General features: G+C 47.3%; 21 protein-coding genes. 5 read left to right on the top strand and 16 right to left on the bottom strand.

Features of this window, described 5'->3' with window-relative positions; all coding sequences use genetic code 11:
- Positions 1–94: 94 nt before the first annotated feature.
- Both AC4E8B_RS19080 and AC4E8B_RS19085 read right to left on the bottom strand, forming a co-directional pair.
- Positions 95–346, bottom strand: coding sequence for a hypothetical protein (locus AC4E8B_RS19080; protein WP_490214906.1), 252 nt, complete (start codon positions 344–346; stop codon positions 95–97).
- Positions 347–463: 117 nt separating this feature from the next.
- Positions 464–1,144: a metal-dependent hydrolase gene (locus tag AC4E8B_RS19085; RefSeq protein ID WP_490214907.1), complete on the bottom strand. Its 681-nt coding sequence runs from the start codon at positions 1,142–1,144 to the stop codon at positions 464–466.
- Positions 1,145–1,302: 158 nt separating this feature from the next.
- Here AC4E8B_RS19085 and AC4E8B_RS19090 point away from each other — a divergent pair, with 158 nt between their 5' ends.
- A complete protein-coding gene (locus tag AC4E8B_RS19090; RefSeq protein ID WP_490214908.1) occupies positions 1,303–2,397 on the top strand; it encodes a M24 family metallopeptidase in 1,095 nt (364 codons plus the stop codon).
- Between the two features lie 46 nt (positions 2,398–2,443).
- Here the strand turns inward: AC4E8B_RS19090 and ald are convergent, their stop codons facing one another.
- Positions 2,444–3,565, bottom strand: coding sequence for an alanine dehydrogenase (ald, locus tag AC4E8B_RS19095; RefSeq protein WP_490214909.1), 1,122 nt, complete (start codon positions 3,563–3,565; stop codon positions 2,444–2,446).
- Between the two features lie 250 nt (positions 3,566–3,815).
- Here ald and AC4E8B_RS19100 point away from each other — a divergent pair, with 250 nt between their 5' ends.
- A complete protein-coding gene (locus AC4E8B_RS19100; protein WP_490214910.1) occupies positions 3,816–5,141 on the top strand; it encodes a purine-cytosine permease family protein in 1,326 nt (441 codons plus the stop codon).
- 41 nt (positions 5,142–5,182) lie between these two features.
- On the opposite strand, the gene AC4E8B_RS19105 is transcribed toward AC4E8B_RS19100, so the two are convergent.
- Complete coding sequence (locus AC4E8B_RS19105; RefSeq protein WP_490214911.1) at positions 5,183–5,338, bottom strand: hypothetical protein; 156 nt, start codon at positions 5,336–5,338, stop codon at positions 5,183–5,185.
- Positions 5,339–5,446: 108 nt separating this feature from the next.
- On the opposite strand from AC4E8B_RS19105, the gene AC4E8B_RS19110 reads away from it, so the two are divergent.
- On the top strand, positions 5,447–5,899 hold the full coding sequence (locus AC4E8B_RS19110) for a universal stress protein (RefSeq protein ID WP_490214912.1): 453 nt from the start codon (positions 5,447–5,449) through the stop codon (positions 5,897–5,899).
- Positions 5,900–5,938: 39 nt separating this feature from the next.
- Here the strand turns inward: AC4E8B_RS19110 and argH are convergent, their stop codons facing one another.
- Both argH and AC4E8B_RS19120 read right to left on the bottom strand, forming a co-directional pair.
- Positions 5,939–7,327: an argininosuccinate lyase gene (gene argH / locus AC4E8B_RS19115; RefSeq protein ID WP_490214913.1), complete on the bottom strand. Its 1,389-nt coding sequence runs from the start codon at positions 7,325–7,327 to the stop codon at positions 5,939–5,941.
- On the bottom strand, positions 7,324–8,529 hold the full coding sequence (locus AC4E8B_RS19120; protein ID WP_101550515.1) for an argininosuccinate synthase: 1,206 nt from the start codon (positions 8,527–8,529) through the stop codon (positions 7,324–7,326). The genes argH and AC4E8B_RS19120 overlap by 4 nt, the downstream gene beginning before the upstream one ends.
- A 224-nt stretch (positions 8,530–8,753) precedes the next feature.
- On the opposite strand from AC4E8B_RS19120, the gene AC4E8B_RS19125 reads away from it, so the two are divergent.
- On the top strand, positions 8,754–9,068 hold the full coding sequence (locus AC4E8B_RS19125) for a hypothetical protein (RefSeq protein WP_490214914.1): 315 nt from the start codon (positions 8,754–8,756) through the stop codon (positions 9,066–9,068).
- Between the two features lie 124 nt (positions 9,069–9,192).
- Here the strand turns inward: AC4E8B_RS19125 and AC4E8B_RS19130 are convergent, their stop codons facing one another.
- From AC4E8B_RS19130 to sppA, 10 genes are all read right to left on the bottom strand, one after another.
- Positions 9,193–9,708, bottom strand: a complete 516-nt coding sequence (locus AC4E8B_RS19130) for a MogA/MoaB family molybdenum cofactor biosynthesis protein (protein ID WP_490214916.1) — start codon at positions 9,706–9,708, stop codon at positions 9,193–9,195.
- The gene (locus AC4E8B_RS19135; protein WP_490214917.1) at positions 9,705–10,547 is read right to left on the bottom strand and encodes an EcsC family protein; all 843 of its coding nucleotides are present in this window, start codon (positions 10,545–10,547) and stop codon (positions 9,705–9,707) included. Before AC4E8B_RS19135 ends, AC4E8B_RS19130 begins: the two co-directional genes overlap by 4 nt.
- A gap of 141 nt (positions 10,548–10,688) precedes the next feature.
- Entirely contained in the window at positions 10,689–11,876 is a 1,188-nt protein-coding gene (locus tag AC4E8B_RS19140; protein ID WP_490214919.1) for an acetate kinase, read from the bottom strand.
- Positions 11,877–12,163: 287 nt separating this feature from the next.
- Positions 12,164–12,379, bottom strand: coding sequence for a hypothetical protein (locus AC4E8B_RS19145; RefSeq protein ID WP_490214921.1), 216 nt, complete (start codon positions 12,377–12,379; stop codon positions 12,164–12,166).
- Between the two features lie 24 nt (positions 12,380–12,403).
- The gene (locus tag AC4E8B_RS19150) at positions 12,404–13,390 is read right to left on the bottom strand and encodes a class I SAM-dependent methyltransferase (protein ID WP_490214922.1); all 987 of its coding nucleotides are present in this window, start codon (positions 13,388–13,390) and stop codon (positions 12,404–12,406) included.
- Positions 13,391–13,545: 155 nt separating this feature from the next.
- Positions 13,546–14,046 carry a thiol peroxidase gene (tpx, locus tag AC4E8B_RS19155; protein ID WP_490214923.1) on the bottom strand — a complete coding sequence of 167 codons (501 nt, stop codon included), beginning with the start codon at positions 14,044–14,046 and terminating at the stop codon, positions 13,546–13,548.
- A 131-nt stretch (positions 14,047–14,177) separates the two neighbouring features.
- A complete protein-coding gene (gene ytfJ, locus AC4E8B_RS19160) occupies positions 14,178–14,666 on the bottom strand; it encodes a GerW family sporulation protein (RefSeq protein WP_490214924.1) in 489 nt (162 codons plus the stop codon).
- Between the two features lie 18 nt (positions 14,667–14,684).
- Positions 14,685–15,386, bottom strand: a complete 702-nt coding sequence (locus tag AC4E8B_RS19165) for a DUF2953 domain-containing protein (RefSeq protein ID WP_490214925.1) — start codon at positions 15,384–15,386, stop codon at positions 14,685–14,687.
- Between the two features lie 146 nt (positions 15,387–15,532).
- Positions 15,533–16,036, bottom strand: a complete 504-nt coding sequence (locus tag AC4E8B_RS19170; protein WP_490214927.1) for an RDD family protein — start codon at positions 16,034–16,036, stop codon at positions 15,533–15,535.
- 13 nt (positions 16,037–16,049) lie between these two features.
- The gene (gene sppA, locus AC4E8B_RS19175) at positions 16,050–17,057 is read right to left on the bottom strand and encodes a signal peptide peptidase SppA (RefSeq protein ID WP_490214928.1); all 1,008 of its coding nucleotides are present in this window, start codon (positions 17,055–17,057) and stop codon (positions 16,050–16,052) included.
- Positions 17,058–17,200: 143 nt separating this feature from the next.
- Here sppA and AC4E8B_RS19180 point away from each other — a divergent pair, with 143 nt between their 5' ends.
- A complete protein-coding gene (locus tag AC4E8B_RS19180) occupies positions 17,201–18,004 on the top strand; it encodes an NAD kinase (protein ID WP_490214929.1) in 804 nt (267 codons plus the stop codon).
- Positions 18,005–18,008: the final 4 nt, after the last annotated feature.

Below are 18,008 nucleotides of genomic sequence, written 5' to 3' on the forward strand. Positions count from 1 at the left end.
AATTTTCTTATTTTTATTATAAGGTGAATTCCCGGCCGATTCAATTTTACTATTGATGTTATAACAAATATACAGCAGAACCGAAGCCTTCAGGCTACTTGCTGAAGCTCCTGGCTGGCCTCTTTTTCCTTTTGGCTGCTGCTTCCGCTGATAGCCTTGCCTTCGCTTTGGCTTGCGAAAACAGCAGGCCGGATAAATTGCCGGCCATCACAAACAGCGCCAGCAGCAGCCAGGCTCCGGCAAAGATGCCTTCTGCCCCCGGGCTTTCAATCGACAGCTTCGGAACCGCATAGTACAGCATCACCCCGCATAGCAGGATACACAGCAAATATCGATTATTCTTCATTGCAACTCCTCCTTTTTCTATCTTATATCTATGCGGACATGCCTGAAAAATACCCTTAGATCAGAAGGGTTCGGCTGGAGAAAAAAACAAGTGCAGCCGCAGCTGCACTTGTATCACTTATAGTTCGATGGATTCTCCCGCATCAAGCACCTTGCCTTTGCCTTCAGGAAGCATCTCAATGAATTTCCAGGGATCTTGTTTGATCGGCGGGAAGGTATTGAAATGAATAGGCACTGTCACCCCTGCCTGCAGCAGCTCAGCTGCATACGCGGCATCCTCCGGGCCCATTGTAAAGTTATCGCCGATCGGCAGGAATGCAACATCAATCGGATGGCGGTCGCCGATCAGCTTCATATCTGAAAATAATGCCGTATCTCCTGCATGATAGACGGTTTTGCCCTCAGCCATGAAAAGAACGCCGGCCGGCATGCCAAGATAGATGATCTCTTTATTCTCTGTCATCAGTCCAGTGCCGTGGATGGCAGGTGTGAGTTTCACCTTCCCAAAGTCGAATTCATATGCGCCGCCGATGCTCATCGCATGCGTCCTGATCCCCTGCCAGCCCAGATAAGCAGCAAGCTCGGCATTTGCGATGACAAGAGAATCATTGTTCCTTGCCAATTCCACTGTATCGCCAAGATGGTCACTGTGGCCATGTGTCAGAATGATGACATCCGGTTTGACATCCTCTGCTTTCAGGTCTGTCAAATCATTGCCAGTGATAAATGGATCGAATACAATCACCTTGCCTTTTGTTTCAATTTTTATGACAGCATGCCCATGATATGAAACTTTCATTGCTATCTTCTCCCTTCAAAGTCTTATGTAGTTCAATGTTCAACAGAAATACAGGATTTCCTTCTGCATATACTCTTATACCCTTTCTAATTCACACTTAAAAGTTTACAATTAATGTGAAGCAAACACATATACATACGATTTAGGAGGTTTTTTGCATGGACAGCAGAATCAGCAAATTATCACAATGGATGAAGGAAGAGAATATTGATTTCAGCTTTGTCACATCTTCAGATAATGTCTTTTATTTAAGCGGGTTCCTCAGCGATCCTCATGAACGCCTCCTTGGCCTGGGCGTATTCCAGGATGAAGAGCCGTTCCTTGTGTGCCCCGGGATGGAGAAAAACGATGCTAGGAATGCCGGCTGGGAGTATGAAATCATCGGCTACAGCGATACGGATAATCCCTGGGAATTCATCTCGTCGGCCATCCAGAAAAGGAATCAAAAAGTCGGCAGGGCTGCAGTTGAAAAAGAACATATGAATGTAGAGCGGTATGAAGCAATTTCTGCTTTATTCCCTGCCGCCGCATTCTTTTCTGCAGAAGAAAAGCTGAGAAAACTCAGGATGGTAAAAGATGAGAAGGAGCTGAAAATCATCCGTGAAGCCTGCGCCCTGGCCGATTTTGCCATCCAAACAGGCTGTGAAGAAATTAAAGAGGGCAAGACAGAGATGGATGTTCTCGCTGCGGTCGAGTATGCATTGAAGAAAAAAGGGATCAATGAGATGTCCTTCTCTACGATGGTCCTGACCGGCGCAAACGGTGCATCTCCCCACGGGACTCCGGGAATGACCAAAATCAAGAAAGGCGACCTTGTCCTTTTTGATTTGGGCGTGGTAGTCGATGGGTACTGCTCAGATATCACCCGCACTGTCGCTTACGGAGAAATCAGCGAAAAGCAGAGAGAGATTTATGATACGGTCCTGAAAGCGCAGCTGGCTGCCGTGGAGCTCTCAAAGCCAGGTGCTGCCTGCTCTGAACTGGATATGGCGGCAAGGAACATCATCGCAGAAGCCGGCTACGGAGAATACTTCCCACACCGCCTCGGCCACGGCCTCGGAGTGAGTGTTCATGAATATCCTTCATTGACTTCATCCAACTCCCTCCAGCTTGAAAAAGGCATGGTATTTACCATAGAGCCTGGCATATATGTACCTGGAGTGGCAGGTGTCCGGATTGAGGATGATCTGGCTGTAACAGACAGCGGTGTTGAAATTTTAACGAAATTCCCAAAGGAACTTCAATTTGTCTGATAAAAACAAAAGATGATCCGGAGCAATCTGCTCCGGATCTTTTTGTTTACTGCTGCTCTAGCAGTGTCGCTGTATCAGAATAGTCAAGGCCGTGTGCCTCGGCTACAGCTTTATAGGTAACATAGCCATTGAGGGTGTTGATGCCCTTCAGCAGAGCTTCATTGTCTGCGCAAGCTTGCTTGTAGCCTTTATTGGCAATCTGCACCGCATATGGCACAGTAACGTTTGTCAGGGCAATCGTCGATGTGCGCGGAACAGCGCCCGGCATATTGGCAACTGCATAATGGACCACACCATGCTTTTCGTAAGTCGGGTTGTCATGGGTAGTGATCCTGTCAGTAGTCTCGAAGATTCCGCCCTGGTCGATTGCAATATCAACCACTACAGATCCAGGATTCATGCTCATGATCATTTCTTCTGTCACAAGCTTTGGCGCTTTTGCCCCCGGGATCAGAACTGCACCGATCACAAGATCAGATTCTTTGACCGCTTCTGCAATATTATAAGGATTGGACATCAATGTTGTCACATCATTGCCGAAGATATCATCCAGCTGGCGCAGGCGCTCCGGGCTCAGGTCAATGATCGTTACCTTTGCACCAAGGCCGACCGCCATTTTAGCTGCATTTGTACCGGCAACACCGCCGCCGATGATCGTCACCTTTCCGCGCTGCACGCCAGGCACCCCGGATAGCAGGATTCCCTTGCCGCCATGTACCTTCTCAAGGAACTGCGCTCCGATCTGGGAAGCCATCCTTCCGGCAACCTCGCTCATAGGAGTCAAAAGAGGCAATGCATGATTGGCAAGCTGAACCGTTTCATAAGCGATCCCAACCACTTTATTATCAATCAAAGCCTTCGTCAATTCAGGCTCTGGAGCTAAATGCAAGTATGTAAATAAAATCAGGCCTTCACGGAAATAAGCATATTCACTAGGCAGGGGCTCTTTTACTTTCATGACCATTTCCATGGACCATGCTTCCTCTGCACTGTTTACAATTTTCGCGCCAGCAGCTGTATAGTCTTCATCAGTGAAACCGGATCCCATGCCAGCCTGGGTTTCAATTAATACTTCATGGCCAAAATTCAGCAAATTGACAACGCCAGCCGGTGTCATTGCGACACGATTTTCATTGTTTTTTATCTCTCTGGGTATTCCGATACGCATGCTGCATACCTCCTGCAAAATATAGTAAATAGGATAGAACCGATACTACTATAACACCTTTATAGGAAAAGAAGAAAGAAAAATTTTTCCGCCGCCTGTAAACCCTTACATCGCTGCAGGGATAAGCCCTGTGAAATTTTGACTGGTTATTCTGCGCAAACGCCCTCTTTGACCCTCTGGATAAAAAAATATACTCCAGTTCCACACTGATTATTGTAAAATGTATGTTAGAAAGTGAGCTGATGCATCTATGGCTTCTACTGCCAAAATACAAAAAGACGGCCAGGGAAAAATTGAGCAGCTGGGTCTCGAGGCGGTTCCTTCGCATCTTAAACAGACACCCTGGTATGATTATACAGTTTTGCAAATGGCCTTTTCGGTTAATTCAGGGAATTTCCTTGTCCCTGCACTTGCCGTGATTTCAGGGGGACTTTCTTTTTATGCCGCTGTTGCATCCACCATGATAGGTGCTGCTTTCGCCTTTCTGTTTGTGTCCTTTTTGACGCTGCCGGGATCAAGATACGGGCTGCCTGCACAATATGCGATCAGGAGCATGCTTGGGACCAGGGCAGCAAGATATATATCGTCTCCGATCCGCACATTGACGTCCTTATACTGGTTTGCAGTCCAGACGATCGGCGGGACTGCTGTACTGACTGAACTGGGGAGCAGATTATTTTCTATAAAGCTGCCTTTTCTGGCAGTTTCAGTGTGCCTTGCCCTGATCATGGCCATTTTGGCGCTCGTCGGCTTTGATGCAGTAAAAAAAGCAACCCGTTATTTTATGCCATTCCTGCTGGTCGGCCAGGTTGCGCTCTTTGTTCTGCTGATCCAAAAAGCGGGCCAAATCGGCCATACTGCAATGTTAAGCCATGGCGGCTGGGCGTTTTCTTCCTTTCTTTTCTACTCAAGCCTGGCTTTTGTCCAATACGTTTCCGGAGTCAGTGCCTCTTCTGATATGGCAAGGTACGCAAAATCAGCACGCGGCGCTTTTTGGGGGCTTTTTTCCGGGAACACAGCAGGATTTGCCATCACAGCCGTTTTAGGCGCACTGTCTGCAAGCCTCCTGGGAGAGCTGAACCCTTTTGTGTCAGCGAGCACCCTCACATCTTCTGTACCCATTTTGGTGCTTATTTTCGCATGTGCCATGATGTCGATGATTTCCATCAACCTGAATAACGCCTATACAGGCGGGTTCAGTCTGCTGAATACTTTCCAGGGGCTCGGCAGGATAAAGAGTGCAATCCTGTTCGGGCTCGCTGCAGTCTTTCTGAGCTGCTTTCCTGATATCGTTGAATCAGCGCAGAAATACATATCTCTGCTCGGCACCTTTGTCATTCCCATTTCTGCGGTCATTGCAGCAGATTTTCTTTTTGTAAAAAAGCGGAAGCTGGCTGAGACAGATCTGCTGGTCCTGCGGGAGCCTGGTTTTGTAAATAAGCAGGCAATCATAAGCATGGCTTTCGGAGTAATCCTATACAGCCTCCTGCCCGAAAATGCTTCACCCGGCTTCGTGTCATTCATAGCCACCGCCTCCCTCTACATCTCTCTCCGGGTGCAGAAGGGGAGGCAATAATGAGAAAAGTGCAGGACTTACGCCCTGCACTTTTTCCATGTTTATTTTGTTTCCTCTTTGCTGCTGTAAGTGTCCACTCTTCCGTTTTCCTGATCGATGACACCGCTGTTGTACGAATCCATGATTTGTGCACTTACCTCGCTGTGCCCCTGGTCGTCATAAATATAATGAGACTGCCCTTTTGGCTCTTTTGGCATTGTAATAATCCCCCTTATCAAATTAAAACATCTATACTATCTTTCGGATTTCTGTAACAGTTATGCATTTTGGGGTAATGTATAATAAAGGTAAAGGAGGAGATTCAAATGACGCTCACGTATAAAAACATTTTAGTAGCAGTAGACGGCTCCAAAGAAGCGGAATGGGCCTTCAAGAAGGCGGTCGGGATTGCGGTCAGGAACAAGGCAAAGCTGACCCTTGCCCATATCATCGATACACGCACCTTTGCGACTGTTGAAGCTTATGACAGGACAATTGCTGAACGGGCTGACATGTTCGCGGCCGAATTGCTTAAAAAGTATCAGCAAGAAGCATTTGAGGCTGGAATAGAAAATGTGGAATATGTGACAGACTATGGTTCTCCGAAAGTGAAAATCCCCAAGGAAATTGCCAAGGTCCGGCACGCAGATTTGATCATCTGCGGGGCAACCGGCCTGAATGCAGTCGAACGCTTCCTGATCGGCAGTGTTTCCGAGCATATCACCCGCTATGCCCCATGTGATGTGCTTGTGGTCAGGACCGAAAAAGACCCGGAATAAAAGTTAAAGGCCGCTGCTTTCCGGCAGCGGCCTTTATTTTTATGAATAAGCTTTGTCCTTCAGGCGCCCTTTTGCTTTTTCCAGCGCCATTTTAATTTGGGCAAATCCTGTGCCGCCCTGGCTGTTCCTTCTCGCTACAGCAGCCCGGGGGTCAAGGACCTCATAAATATCCTCCTCAAAAAGAGCGCTTGCCTCTTTATACAAATCCATCGGCAGATCGGCAAGAAAGCAGCCTCTGTTCACACAATCAAGAACAAGCTTGCCGACAATTTCATGTGCTTCCCGGAATGGCATGCCTTTGCCGGAAAGATAATCTGCGAGTTCTGTTGCATTGGAAAAGTCTTTTTTCGTGGCGCTTTCCATTACTTCACTGTTAACCTTCATGGACGCGACCATACCTGAAAAGATCTTAAGCGAGCCGACAACCGTTTTGACCGTGTCAAACATCCCCTCTTTATCTTCCTGCATATCTTTGTTATAAGCGAGAGGCAGCCCCTTCAGCACAGTAAGAAGTCCGACAAGATTGCCATAGACACGGCCGGTTTTTCCGCGGATCAGCTCTGCCATATCCGGGTTTTTCTTTTGCGGCATAATGCTGCTGCCTGTCGCAAAGCTGTCATCGAGCTCGATGAACCGGAATTCCTGGCTCGACCAGAGGATGATTTCCTCGCTGAATCGGGACAGATGCATCATCAGGATGCTGCTTGCTGAAAGGAATTCAAGGATAAAGTCCCTGTCGCTCACAGCATCCATGCTGTTTTCATAGATGTCATCAAACCCGAGCAGACTGGCTGTCAGCCCGCGGTCGATCGGGAAGGTTGTACCGGCAAGTGCTCCTGCACCAAGAGGAGAAACATTGATTCTTTTCAGGTTCTCCCTGTATCTCTCCTTATCTCTTTCCAGCATCCAGAAATAAGCCATGAGATGATGGGCAAACGAGATAGGCTGCGCCCTCTGGAGATGCGTATATCCTGGCATGAGGGTTTCCACATTCTCACCTGCCTGGGACAGCAGGGCTGCCTGGAGCTCTTCAATCAGCTCAATCGTAAGCACTGCCTGCTTTTTTAAATATAAGTGCATATCTGTTGCTACCTGGTCATTCCTGCTTCTGCCTGTATGAAGCTTGCCGCCGACAGGCCCGATCTCATCTGTAAGCAGGCTTTCCAGATTCAGATGGATATCCTCCAGCTTTACGGAGAAAGGAAGCCCTTCCTCCTGGGACTTTTCCTTTAACAGCTTGAGTCCCTTCTGGATCTGAGCTGCTTCCTCTTTTTCAATGATGCCGCAGCGGGACAGCATTTCCACATGCGCCAGGCTTCCCTCTATATCTTCCTCTGTAAGCTCCTGGTCAAAAGAGATGGAGGCGCCAAACTCATCCACCCATTCTTCTGCCGATTTAGTAAATCTTCCTCCCCAAAGCTTCTTCACACTGTCACCTTCTTATTTTGTACAATGCTTTGAACCTTGGTCGGCAGGCCCCATAGCTGGATGAAGCCAACCGCGGCATTATGGTCGAATTCATCTTCAGATGTATAAGTGGCCAATTTTTCATCATAAAGGGAATAAGGAGATTTTCTGCCTTCGACAATGCTGTGCCCCTTGAACAATTTCACCCTTACAGTTCCAGTCACATGCTTCTGCGTTTCCTCAAGGAAAGCCGTTAAAGCCTTTTTCAATGGCGAGAACCAAAGCCCTTCATAGATCAGCTCAGTCAGTTTCTTCTCGATGACAGGCTTGAAATGAGCAAGCTCTTTCACAAGTGTCAGGTCTTCAAGTTCTTTATGCGCTTTGATCAGCGTCATGGCCCCGGGACATTCATACACTTCCCTTGACTTGATGCCGACAAGTCTGTTCTCGACATGGTCGATGCGCCCTACTCCATGCTTGCCTGCCATCAGATTGAGCTCCAGGATCAATTCGGATAACGGATAAGCTTTGCCGTTCAGGCTTACCGGAACCCCTTTGCTGAATTCAATTTCCACGATATCAGGTGTGTCAGGCGTATACTCAAGGCTGGTTGTCAGATCGTAGGCCTCTTCAGGCGGAGCAGCCCACGGATCTTCCAGAATCCCGCACTCATTGCTGCGGCCCCAGAGGTTTTGGTCTATGGAGAACGGAGAATCCAGATTGATCGGGATCGGGATATTATTATCTTTTGCATATTGGATTTCTTCTTCTCTTGACCATTTCCATTCCCTTACAGGGGCGAGCACCTTGAGGTCTGGATTAAGCGCCTGGATCGATACCTCGAATCTCACCTGGTCATTTCCTTTTCCTGTACAGCCATGTGCAACTGCAGCGGCGCCTTCCTTTTCAGCCACTTCAACAAGCTTTTTAGCAATAAGCGGCCTGGAAAGGGCTGACACAAGCGGGTATTTGCCTTCATAAAGAGCATGCGCCTGCAGAGCTGCCAATGCATATTCATTCGCAAACTCTTCCTTCACATCCAGCACATATGACTGGACTGCTCCCACCTTCAGCGCTTTTTCCTGGATGAACTTCAGATCTTTGCCTTCCCCCACGTCAAGGCAGCACGCAACCACCGAGTAACCTTGATCGCCAAGCCATTTGATTGCCACAGAAGTATCCAGTCCGCCCGAGTATGCTAAAACAACTTTTTGATTTGACATGAAAATATCCTCCTCTATAGATGAACGAATAAATATTCATTTAAATTATGTTTTTATACATTTTACTAGTTACTACTCTAACAATATTCCAGAATTAATTCAATAGTTATTCGTTAAAATGTATAAAAATTTATGGTGACAGGCACCTATACCAGTCGGCCGACTGGTATAGGTGCCTGTCACCATGTACAATAAAAGAAGCCTATTTTTGGGGGACGGATGAGATGGAGGATGTTTTTGTTTTGGATGGACGCCTGGGGATAGCGGTTCCTGTACTGGATGGCAAGTGGGAAGAGTACCCGCAGGAAGAGCGCCAGCTAATCCTGTATACATGGGAGAAAATCCGCGGGGGGATCCCGGACAGGATATCGGAGCTTGAGTGCCAGATAAACCGCAGGCAGGACCGGCTTGCGGATGAAGAAAACTTCGAGCTTTCATGCAGACTGAACAGTGAGATCGCGGAGCTTGCTTCCATCATCAACGATCTTTGGCTGTGGTACAGGGCCAATCAGGAAATCGGGGGCAAGCTTCATCGCTGACTGGAACACTCCTGTGCAGTATAGAAGACAAGCAAAAAGGCGGGGTGCTATAATAGCGCCCCGCCCTTTTTATCATTTTTGGCGAGAAGACCCCCACTTCCTGCTAAGTGTAAAGTAGGGGAGTTCAAGCAAGATCCTTCTTTACTTCTCTTACAACATGCCCCAGCTCGGGGATGATCAATTTATTCATGGCGAGCCTCACTGCCCCAGATGATCCCGGCGTAGAAAAGACCGCTGTGTTTTCAATGATGCCCGCAGAAGCACGTGAAAGGATTGCCGCCGAACCGATGTCTTCCTGGTAGCTGAGCATACGGAATAATTCGCCGAAGCCGGTGATCTCTTTTTGGTACAAAGCACTCACCGTTTCTATGGTTACATCCCTTAAAGCGATGCCCGTCCCGCCATTGGTAAGAACTGCATCGATCTCCGGATCTGAACATCCTTCAAGGACCGCCTCGCTGATCTTTTCTTTTTCATCAGCAACAATTTGATAGGAAGATACCACATGGCCTTCTGCTTCAAGGAGCTCCTTCATCAGCCTGCCGCTTTTATCAGTTTCCGGGCCCCTTGTATCACTGATCGTGATGATTTTGCATCTGACTGTTTTCGGCGCTTCTCTTTTATGGTCTTCGATGCTCATCGCACGTCACCCTGTTTCTTCAGCAGGTACCGGTATTGATAATATTTATGGGCAAAATCCGTGACCTTCCTCGTAAACTGATAATTGGCCCCTGCCCCTATGGCCATGCTGACAAGCGGGATGCCCTGTATGGATTTCTTTTTGAAAGCTGCTATGGCAAGGCCTTTGAACAGCTGTTTGATCGGCTGCCCCATCCATGCGATGTCCGTCAGCTCTTCCTGCCCCTCATAGAAATAAGCATCTTCCGCATTCTCCAGTTCAGCCAGAAGCTGTTCCCAGGCCTGTCCCTGAAGCCTAGGCGGCATGATCGATGCGCAAAACACCTTTAAAGAGGCCATCATCTCATAAGGCGTGTTCACTTCAATGCCATATGTCATCGCAATGAGCTGGACAGCCCGGAAATTGATGACTGCCATGGCAGGAAGATCGGATCCAAGCAGCAGCACACCGCCGGTCCCTGAAGCTCCTCCCTGTGCAAATGAGTAAAGGCGGTGGCGGGCAATCTGCTGATTGGCTATGTATTGCAGCTGATTAATATCCAATGAAGACAGATCTTCCACTGTTTCAATGCCGGCATCAAAGATGCGGCCTGCAGAAAGGATCCGCTCTTTCGCATCCAGCTGGAGCTGGGAGCTTTGGATCAAGGCATGGAGATGGAAAAGCCAGTTATCCAGGGAAGCAAAAAATTGCTGCTGTGTTTTCTCAGGAAGCAGCAGGAATGCTTTTTCTAAGTATTTGTCATAAGCCAGCTCCAAATCATTGGATTCGTATTGTGCCAATTTATTTTCCCATTGTGCGATCTCAGACAAAGCCTGTTCTTCCCGTCCGTTTAAAGCCATATCTTCATCCTCCTTGCCAGTTATGTATTTTTGTACAGTATAGCATATAGATTGGGGCAATTCCTGTTTCATTGAAAGGAGAAGGCGGAAAAACAAAAGGACAAAAAAGCCTTGGCTCCTTTGTCCTTTCATAATCAAATCTTATTTCGCAAGCCTGACAACATCCCTGGCAATCATAACTTCTTCATTTGTCGGGATGATGATGACCTTAACCGGTGAGTGAGGATAGTTGACAAACGTTTCCTCGCCGCGGACCTTGTTCAATGCAGGGTCCCAATATACGCCCATGAATTCCAGCCCCTGCAGGACACGTTCACGGATTTCGGCGCTATTTTCGCCAATGCCGGCTGTAAAGATGATGGCATCCACACCGTACATGCGTGAAGCATAAGAACCGATATATTTGTGGATCCGGTTTGCAAACACTTCAAGAGCAAGTTCTGCTCTTTCGTTTCCTTCAGACGCCTGTACCTCGATGTCGCGAAGGTCGCTTGAGAAGCCGGAAACGCCAAGCATTCCGCTCTCTTTATTCAGTACATTAAGTACTTCATCAGCTGATTTTCCTGTTTTCTCCATGATGAATGGGATCAACGCAGGGTCAATATTCCCTGAACGGGTTCCCATTGTCACACCGGCAAGCGGTGTAAAGCCCATGGAAGTATCAATTGATTTTCCGCCTTCGATGGCCGCGATGCTTGCGCCGTTCCCAAGGTGGCAGGAAAGCAGGCGAAGCTGCTCAAGCGGACGTCCCAGCAGCTCTGCTGCACGCTCTGACACATATTTATGGGAAGTTCCGTGGAAGCCGTATTTACGGATGCCGAACTTCTCATAATACTCATAAGGAAGGCTGTACAGGAATGAGCTTTCCGGCATGGTCTGATGGAATGCAGTATCAAAAACAGCTACTGCCGGCACATTTGGCAGCACCTGCTGGAATGCCTTGATCCCTGTAATATTTGCAGGGTTGTGAAGAGGAGCCAGCTCGGAAAGTGCATCGATTTTACTCAGCACATCTTCCGTGATAACCGCCGAATCAGCAAACTCTTCCCCTCCGTGGACAACACGGTGGCCAATCCCTTCGATTTCATCGAGGGATTCAATGATCTTTAGATCAGTCAACTTATTGAGCAGAAGCTTGACTGCTACATCATGGTCAGGGATTTCCGTTACTTCCGTCTGCTTCTCGCCGTTAACAGAAATACTGAAAACCGCATCGTTGAGACCGATTCTTTCAATTAGCCCTTTTGTGATTACATCTTCACTTGGCATCTCAAATAATTGAAATTTCAAAGAAGAACTTCCAGCATTAATTGCAATAATTTTCGCCACGTTATGTCGCTCCTTTTAAATGCGGACTCGCATACGTCCTGTATGTTTATGTTTAACCAGTGCAATGGAGGACCAGGGGGAAATACGTATCTCTTTTCCCTCAGGGAGCCAGCCTTTATATAACACCGATGCTTGTCTAATGCCTGATGTGGTACACATTTATTGTGTGCAACTGGCATCATTTTATCTCTCAATTCCCCATTTAATCACTGTACCTGCATGATTTCAAGGAACAATGAAAATTGGTATCGTTTACAGTAAAAATTAAATGTATTCCGATATTTCGGTTATTTAAACTTCTGATTTTCCATTACCCCTGCGGCTCTTCTGCTAAAACAGAACTTCAGGAAAAGAGCGCTCATTTTAGACCGGACTAAAGCCACTGCCTGCGGCAGCATCAGCATGACCCGCCTCCTGCTGCCTGAAGACTTCGGGCAGCCGGGCATCGGGGCAGGGCTCCCCATTGTCCATTGTTCTTTTTCTCTTGCAAAATGAAAAAGCATGATCCATGATCATGCTTTTGACTGCTATATCTTGTTCTCCCTGAACCAGGCGTCCACCTGCTTAAGGATCCTCTCGACCTGTTTAGTTTTTGACAGGCTCGGCATGTTCACAAGCAGGGCTTGCTTCGGGGCTGTGACCCCTTCGCCTTTTTTCTGAAGGATAAAGACGCTTTTTGCCGCCTTTTTATTTTTAAACAGTGTTTCCGGCAGCTGGAGCAGCCCCTGGATGATGCTTGTCTTGCTGATATATTCCTTCAGTTTGTCCGCCTGTTCGCTTTCAAACAGGCCATTAGGCACAATCAGGAATAGATAGCCGCCTTCCTTCACATGGCGCATGCTCTGTTCCAGGAAAAGATGATGGGCATAAGAGTGGCCCTCATCTGCCTTCAATTCATAGTCCTGCGCCCTTATATCATTGGGATAATACCCAACCGGCAGGTCGCTGATGATTGCATCCACGCTTTCAATGAACATCGGCTCAAGGCTGTCCTGGTTATAGAATTGAATGGGATGCTTCTGGAGATTGGCATTGATGTAGGCAAGCTTGATAAGAAGGTCGTCCACATCGGCCCCGGCTGCTTCAATGCTCTTTCCTTCCTGCTGATTGATGACAGTGGTGAGGAGATTGCCTGTCCCGACCGCCGGATCCAGAAGGCGGAAAGATTTCGCCCCGATAAATTTATTCACCAGATAACCCGTCAGCATTCCGACAGCATCCGGTGTCATCTGATGGTTTGGCTGTACATTTTCCTTCATGCCCTTTAAAATTGCCAGCTGAAATGACTTTCTGATATTCTCGCTTGTATAAAGCTCAAAATTCAGCGACTCATAGCTTTTTTTCAGCCTTTTTACGTTTAGCTCACTGAGTCCGTCCTGGAGAATGGACTCTTGAAAAATATTATCGCCTGTTTCTGCTAGCGCCTCTAAATATGTACATTGCAGTTCTTCCTGCAGTATCATAGCTGTTTCATTAAAGACTGAGAACAGTTCTTCTACCGGAGTGATACTCACTGATTCATTCCTCCTGCTAAAAATATTATTGTCTTATTGTAACGGGGTTCCGGCAGGATCACAAGCCCGCCGCCTGTATTCAGGGGAACCGGGAATACAGCCGCTGCATGCTTAAAGGCATACAAAAACCCCGATTGCCCGGGGTTCTTCAAAGATTATTCAGCCTGCCTTGCAGCTTCCACTGCGGCTTCGTAGTCAGGATGGTCAGTTGCTTCGCTCACATATTGGGCATATACCACTTTGTCATTGGAATCAACAACAAACACTGCACGTGCAAGAAGGCGAAGCTCCTTGATTGCAACTCCATATGCTTCTCCGAAAGAAAGATCGCGGTGGTCGGAAACCGTCTGCACGTTTTCAATGCCGGCGGCCGCGCACCAGCGCTTTTGTGCGAAAGGAAGGTCAACGCTCACTGTCAGGACTTTTGCATTATCCAGTTTTGAGGCTTCTTCATTAAATCTGCGTGTCTGGGCGTCGCAAACGCCTGTGTCAATAGAGGGAACAACACTGATCAGTCTTACCTGGCCCTTGGAATCCGCAAGCGTCACCTCAGATAAGTCATTGGCAAGCACTTTAAATTCCGGAGCCTGGTCTCCTGCTTTCACTTCATTCCCCAGCAAAGTAACCGGGTTTCCTTTAAAAGTAATTGATGCCATTGGTTTCTTCCTCCTTATTTTTTCATATATGTACAGTGCAATCATACTTCCTGGAAAATCTTTTTGCAATGAAAAAGGCAATAGAAAAGGCTGTCTCCGGGGAAGAAGGCCAGCCTTTTCAAGCATCCATTTTAGAAGTCCAGGTCATGCTTTGGTCCATTGTATTCGTTTGAGCGGTTCTGGCTGCTTTGACCTTCGCTCTTTCCATCCTGGCCGCTGTTACCTGATCCGTTATTCTTTGACATCATCTGCTGAATTTTATCAACAGCCTGAGGGGCCAAATCAAGGATTTTTTCATATAGATGTGTGCTCTCGTCCAGATGGACCATTTTAACTCCTTGGGAACCTACGATTAAAAAAGCAATCGGCGTAATGGAAACCCCGCCGCCGCTTCCTCCGCCAAACGGATGCTTCGGTTTGCCTTCTCCATCGCGGCCTGATCCTTCAAGGATAAACTCACTGCCGCCTGCTGCAAAGCCGAATCCGACCTTTGAAACGGTAAGGATTACACTTCCATCAGGAGTTTCAACCGGGTCCCCGATGATTGTATTCACATCAATCATTTCTTTCAGATTTTCCATTGCGGTCGTCATCAAACCTTGTATCGGATGATCAGACATAATAAACTTCCTCCTCATTTAAACAGATTTTGTTTTATTATCAGAAAGCACGGATAACGGCTTTGTCCTAAAGTCCGGCATCCCGCCTTTCCAATATTTGATCAGTTTAATTCCTGCCAACATAGCTTGCCCGATGCGGAATTGAAACATACATGAAAAACGGGTTTGGGAAACAGCTGCCTGGAAATGAGGGGTCACCGACACAATGGGCATGTCCTTCATCCTCATATAATGGCTGAAGATGCCGATCAGCCCTCCTTTTACAGACCAGATCGCCCCCGCCAGGACAGCGGTATGCGCTGCATCCCCGATTCCCGCCAATGTATGCCACTCTATATCCCTGACTGCCACCTTCTTCAGGAACCTCCTGATGATAGTATGAAGTCCAAATACATGGCGTATCAGCTCTTCAGCATCCTTGAGGCTGTCAAGGAAATCTTTAGGAGTGAATTTTTTCCGGTCTTCCTGCTTCTTCTTCTCCTTCGGGCCTGCTTCTACTTTCTCTTCAACTACCAGGGAAGGGGAATCATCATCAATTTTTATGAGCGGAACCTGTATGTTATAGCGGATAAGGCCGAACCACGCCCTGAACTTTATTGATACATGGTCATTGTCCTGGCCATGATAGAAATTAAAGAAAACATTAAGCTTTGAAAAAAGAAGAATAATGAGCAAAAGCAGAATGACTGCCGCTGCTGCCCCCAGGATCAGCCACCACATCCGATCACCCCCTATTAACGGGCTGGTGTATTTTTTCGCATTATAATCCTGCTAAAGATATCCAGACGCTAAATCTAGGCTTTCCTTTTGGGAAAAAAAATAAACCTGCCGGCAGCAGGCCGGCAGGCAATTCCTTCAATAATTCTTTATTTTCTTTCATGAATCACGCTTGTATCTGCAAACAGGTCATGAAGCCCCTGTTTTTTCGGCAGAAAAGCGACAATGATGTAGCCAATATAAATAGTGGCGGAAATGAAGCGCCCGATCCACTCCCTAAACAATATAGTGCTCCAGGACATTTCTTCATCTTTAAGGCTGACTACCTTAAGTCCAAAAATCATTTTCCCGAGGGTCTGCCGGAAATACTTTGTCATCAGGACAAAATAGGTGTAGAAAATCACGGCGGCGGCAATATTCGCCGGGGTGAAAATCCCGGAATCAGCAAAGGAAAGACCCGCCGCCCGAAAAATCGGGTACACGATGATGCGGCTGATGCTTCCAATGACAATGAGATCGGCCAGATAGGCCCAGAACCTCATCCAGAAACCGGCAAAGCGGGGTGCTGCCAAATGATCTTCATAAGGCGGGCTGGAAGGTGAATGATTGTCAGCTGGCAAATCTTTTTCCAAATTGCTGTCTAATGTGGTCATTTGCCATTCCTCCTCATTCTGAGTACATATACATCAGGCGCGGGGCATTCGGCTGTGACAAAAGCTTCATCATGCCGGCCATTTCGATATCATCGCCCATCACTTTCCGCGCACCCATGCCGAACAGGGAGCCGATGGCCATATTTTCCGAATAGCTGACTACCTGTGCACCCTTAAGCTTATGGTCTTTCTCCAGTTCTTTGACAACGTCGTCAAAGAAGCCGAAGCCATCAATCAGGTTCAGCTCTTTCGCCTGGCGTCCGTCATAAATCCGTCCGTCGGCAATTTTCCTGACCTGGTCTGCCGGGATTCCTCTTCCTTCTGAAATGACTTTGACAAAACCTTCATAAGAATTGTCAATCATAGACTGGAGGATTTCCCTCTCTTCTTCTGTCATATCCCTTGTAGGACTCATGATGTCCTTATAAGGCCCGCTCTTGATCGTCACAAATTCCACGCCATATTTTTCGGCGAGTCCTGCATAATTGTACCCCTGCATGATGACACCGAGGGAGCCTGTGAGCGTTTCAGGGCTGGCAAAGATTTTTTCTGCAGGCGCAGAAATATAATAGCCGCCGGAAGCAGCCATGGATCCCATTGATATGTACACAGGCTTTTTCGCTTCCTTCTGGATTTCCACGATCTTATCATGGATCTCCGAGCTTTCCACTACCCCGCCCCCCGGGGAATTCACACGGAGAATGACTGCTTTCACGCCATCATCCTCTTTAACATGATCCAGCTTCTTCATGAAAGATTTGTGGTTATAGCCCGGGCTGGCAAACAGGGAGCTGGCATCTCCGGCATCCTGGATCGCCCCATCTACATTCAGGACAGCAATCTTCTTTGTGCTGCTGCCCGGTTCAATGATTTCTTCGGCAAATTCTTCATCTGCCGAAAATAAATCCGCAAAGGTGCTTTCGGCATTTCTGAATGCGAAAGTCGACAGCACACTGGTAATAATGGAGAAAAACAGCAGTGCGCCAGCTATTCCGAGAGCCGCCCATCTCTTTCCATTCATATCTTCTCCTCCTTTTTTCCTTTTCCAAGTGTTAATACGCAATAACTTTTAAAATGTTTCAAAAACATGTACACTGATGACAATAAACGTTATTGCCGCAAAATACCAATCATACGCAAATATTATCATTTTAAATGGGAGGAATGAAAGTGACGCGCCGAAACTTATATTTTCACCATAAGAAAGATTCAGAAATGATGGAAAAAGCAGGCCATCTTTATGAGCTTGCCGAAAAATACGGCTTTACTATAGTCAATGACTTTAAACAAGCTAATATCATTGTAAGCATTGGCGGTGACGGGACCTTTCTTCAGGGTGTCCGCAAGACCGGTTTCCGCGAAGACTGCCTGTACGCGGGCATCTCTACAACCGGCTCATTAAGCATGTACTGCGATTTCCATCTTGATGACACATCCAAAATGATAGAAGCAATGGCTAACGAGCAGATAGAAGTCAGAAGATATCCGACCATGGAGATAAAGGTGGATGATGAATCCTCCTTTTATTGCCTGAATGAATTCAGTATCCGTTCCGCAATCATCAAAACATTTGTAATGGATGTATTTATTGATAATCTCCATTTCGAAACCTTCAGGGGCGACGGAATGATCGTTGCGACCCCGACAGGCAGCACCGCCTATAATAAATCGGTGAACGGCGCCATCGTCGACCCTATGCTCCCTTGCCTCCAGGTCAGCGAACTGGCATCCCTGAACAATAACCGCTACAGGACACTGGGCTCTTCATTCATCCTTAGCAGCGGCCGCAGCCTGACCCTTAGAGTCATCCAGGATGGCAATGACCACCCGACAATGGGAATGGACAACGAAGCACTAAGCATCCAGCATGTCGAAAAAATTGAAGCAAGACTGAGCGGAAAAGAAATTAAAACCGTCAAACTTAAAGACAACTCCTTCTGGGAAAAAGTTAAGAGAAGTTTTCTGTAACAAT

It is taken from the genome of Bacillus sp. SRL543, assembly GCF_984799205.1.

Coding starts and splice junctions, on each gene's coding strand:
- tpx (WP_490214923.1), bottom strand. CDS start 14,046: ATGGCATCAATTACTTTTAAAGGAAACCCGGTTACTTTGCTGGGGAAT.
- AC4E8B_RS19090 (WP_490214908.1), top strand. CDS start 1,303: ATGGACAGCAGAATCAGCAAATTATCACAATGGATGAAGGAAGAGAAT.
- ytfJ (WP_490214924.1), bottom strand. CDS start 14,666: ATGTCTGATCATCCGATACAAGGTTTGATGACGACCGCAATGGAAAAT.
- AC4E8B_RS19080 (WP_490214906.1), bottom strand. CDS start 346: ATGAAGAATAATCGATATTTGCTGTGTATCCTGCTATGCGGGGTGATG.
- AC4E8B_RS19105 (WP_490214911.1), bottom strand. CDS start 5,338: ATGCCAAAAGAGCCAAAAGGGCAGTCTCATTATATTTATGACGACCAG.
- AC4E8B_RS19100 (WP_490214910.1), top strand. CDS start 3,816: ATGGCTTCTACTGCCAAAATACAAAAAGACGGCCAGGGAAAAATTGAG.
- AC4E8B_RS19145 (WP_490214921.1), bottom strand. CDS start 12,379: ATGCTTTTTCATTTTGCAAGAGAAAAAGAACAATGGACAATGGGGAGC.
- AC4E8B_RS19120 (WP_101550515.1), bottom strand. CDS start 8,529: ATGTCAAATCAAAAAGTTGTTTTAGCATACTCGGGCGGACTGGATACT.
- AC4E8B_RS19135 (WP_490214917.1), bottom strand. CDS start 10,547: ATGGCTTTAAACGGACGGGAAGAACAGGCTTTGTCTGAGATCGCACAA.
- AC4E8B_RS19085 (WP_490214907.1), bottom strand. CDS start 1,144: ATGAAAGTTTCATATCATGGGCATGCTGTCATAAAAATTGAAACAAAA.
- sppA (WP_490214928.1), bottom strand. CDS start 17,057: ATGAATGGAAAGAGATGGGCGGCTCTCGGAATAGCTGGCGCACTGCTG.
- AC4E8B_RS19165 (WP_490214925.1), bottom strand. CDS start 15,386: ATGTGGTGGCTGATCCTGGGGGCAGCAGCGGCAGTCATTCTGCTTTTG.
- ald (WP_490214909.1), bottom strand. CDS start 3,565: ATGCGTATCGGAATACCCAGAGAGATAAAAAACAATGAAAATCGTGTC.
- AC4E8B_RS19110 (WP_490214912.1), top strand. CDS start 5,447: ATGACGCTCACGTATAAAAACATTTTAGTAGCAGTAGACGGCTCCAAA.
- AC4E8B_RS19180 (WP_490214929.1), top strand. CDS start 17,201: ATGAAAGTGACGCGCCGAAACTTATATTTTCACCATAAGAAAGATTCA.
- AC4E8B_RS19130 (WP_490214916.1), bottom strand. CDS start 9,708: ATGAGCATCGAAGACCATAAAAGAGAAGCGCCGAAAACAGTCAGATGC.
- AC4E8B_RS19170 (WP_490214927.1), bottom strand. CDS start 16,036: ATGACCACATTAGACAGCAATTTGGAAAAAGATTTGCCAGCTGACAAT.
- AC4E8B_RS19125 (WP_490214914.1), top strand. CDS start 8,754: ATGGAGGATGTTTTTGTTTTGGATGGACGCCTGGGGATAGCGGTTCCT.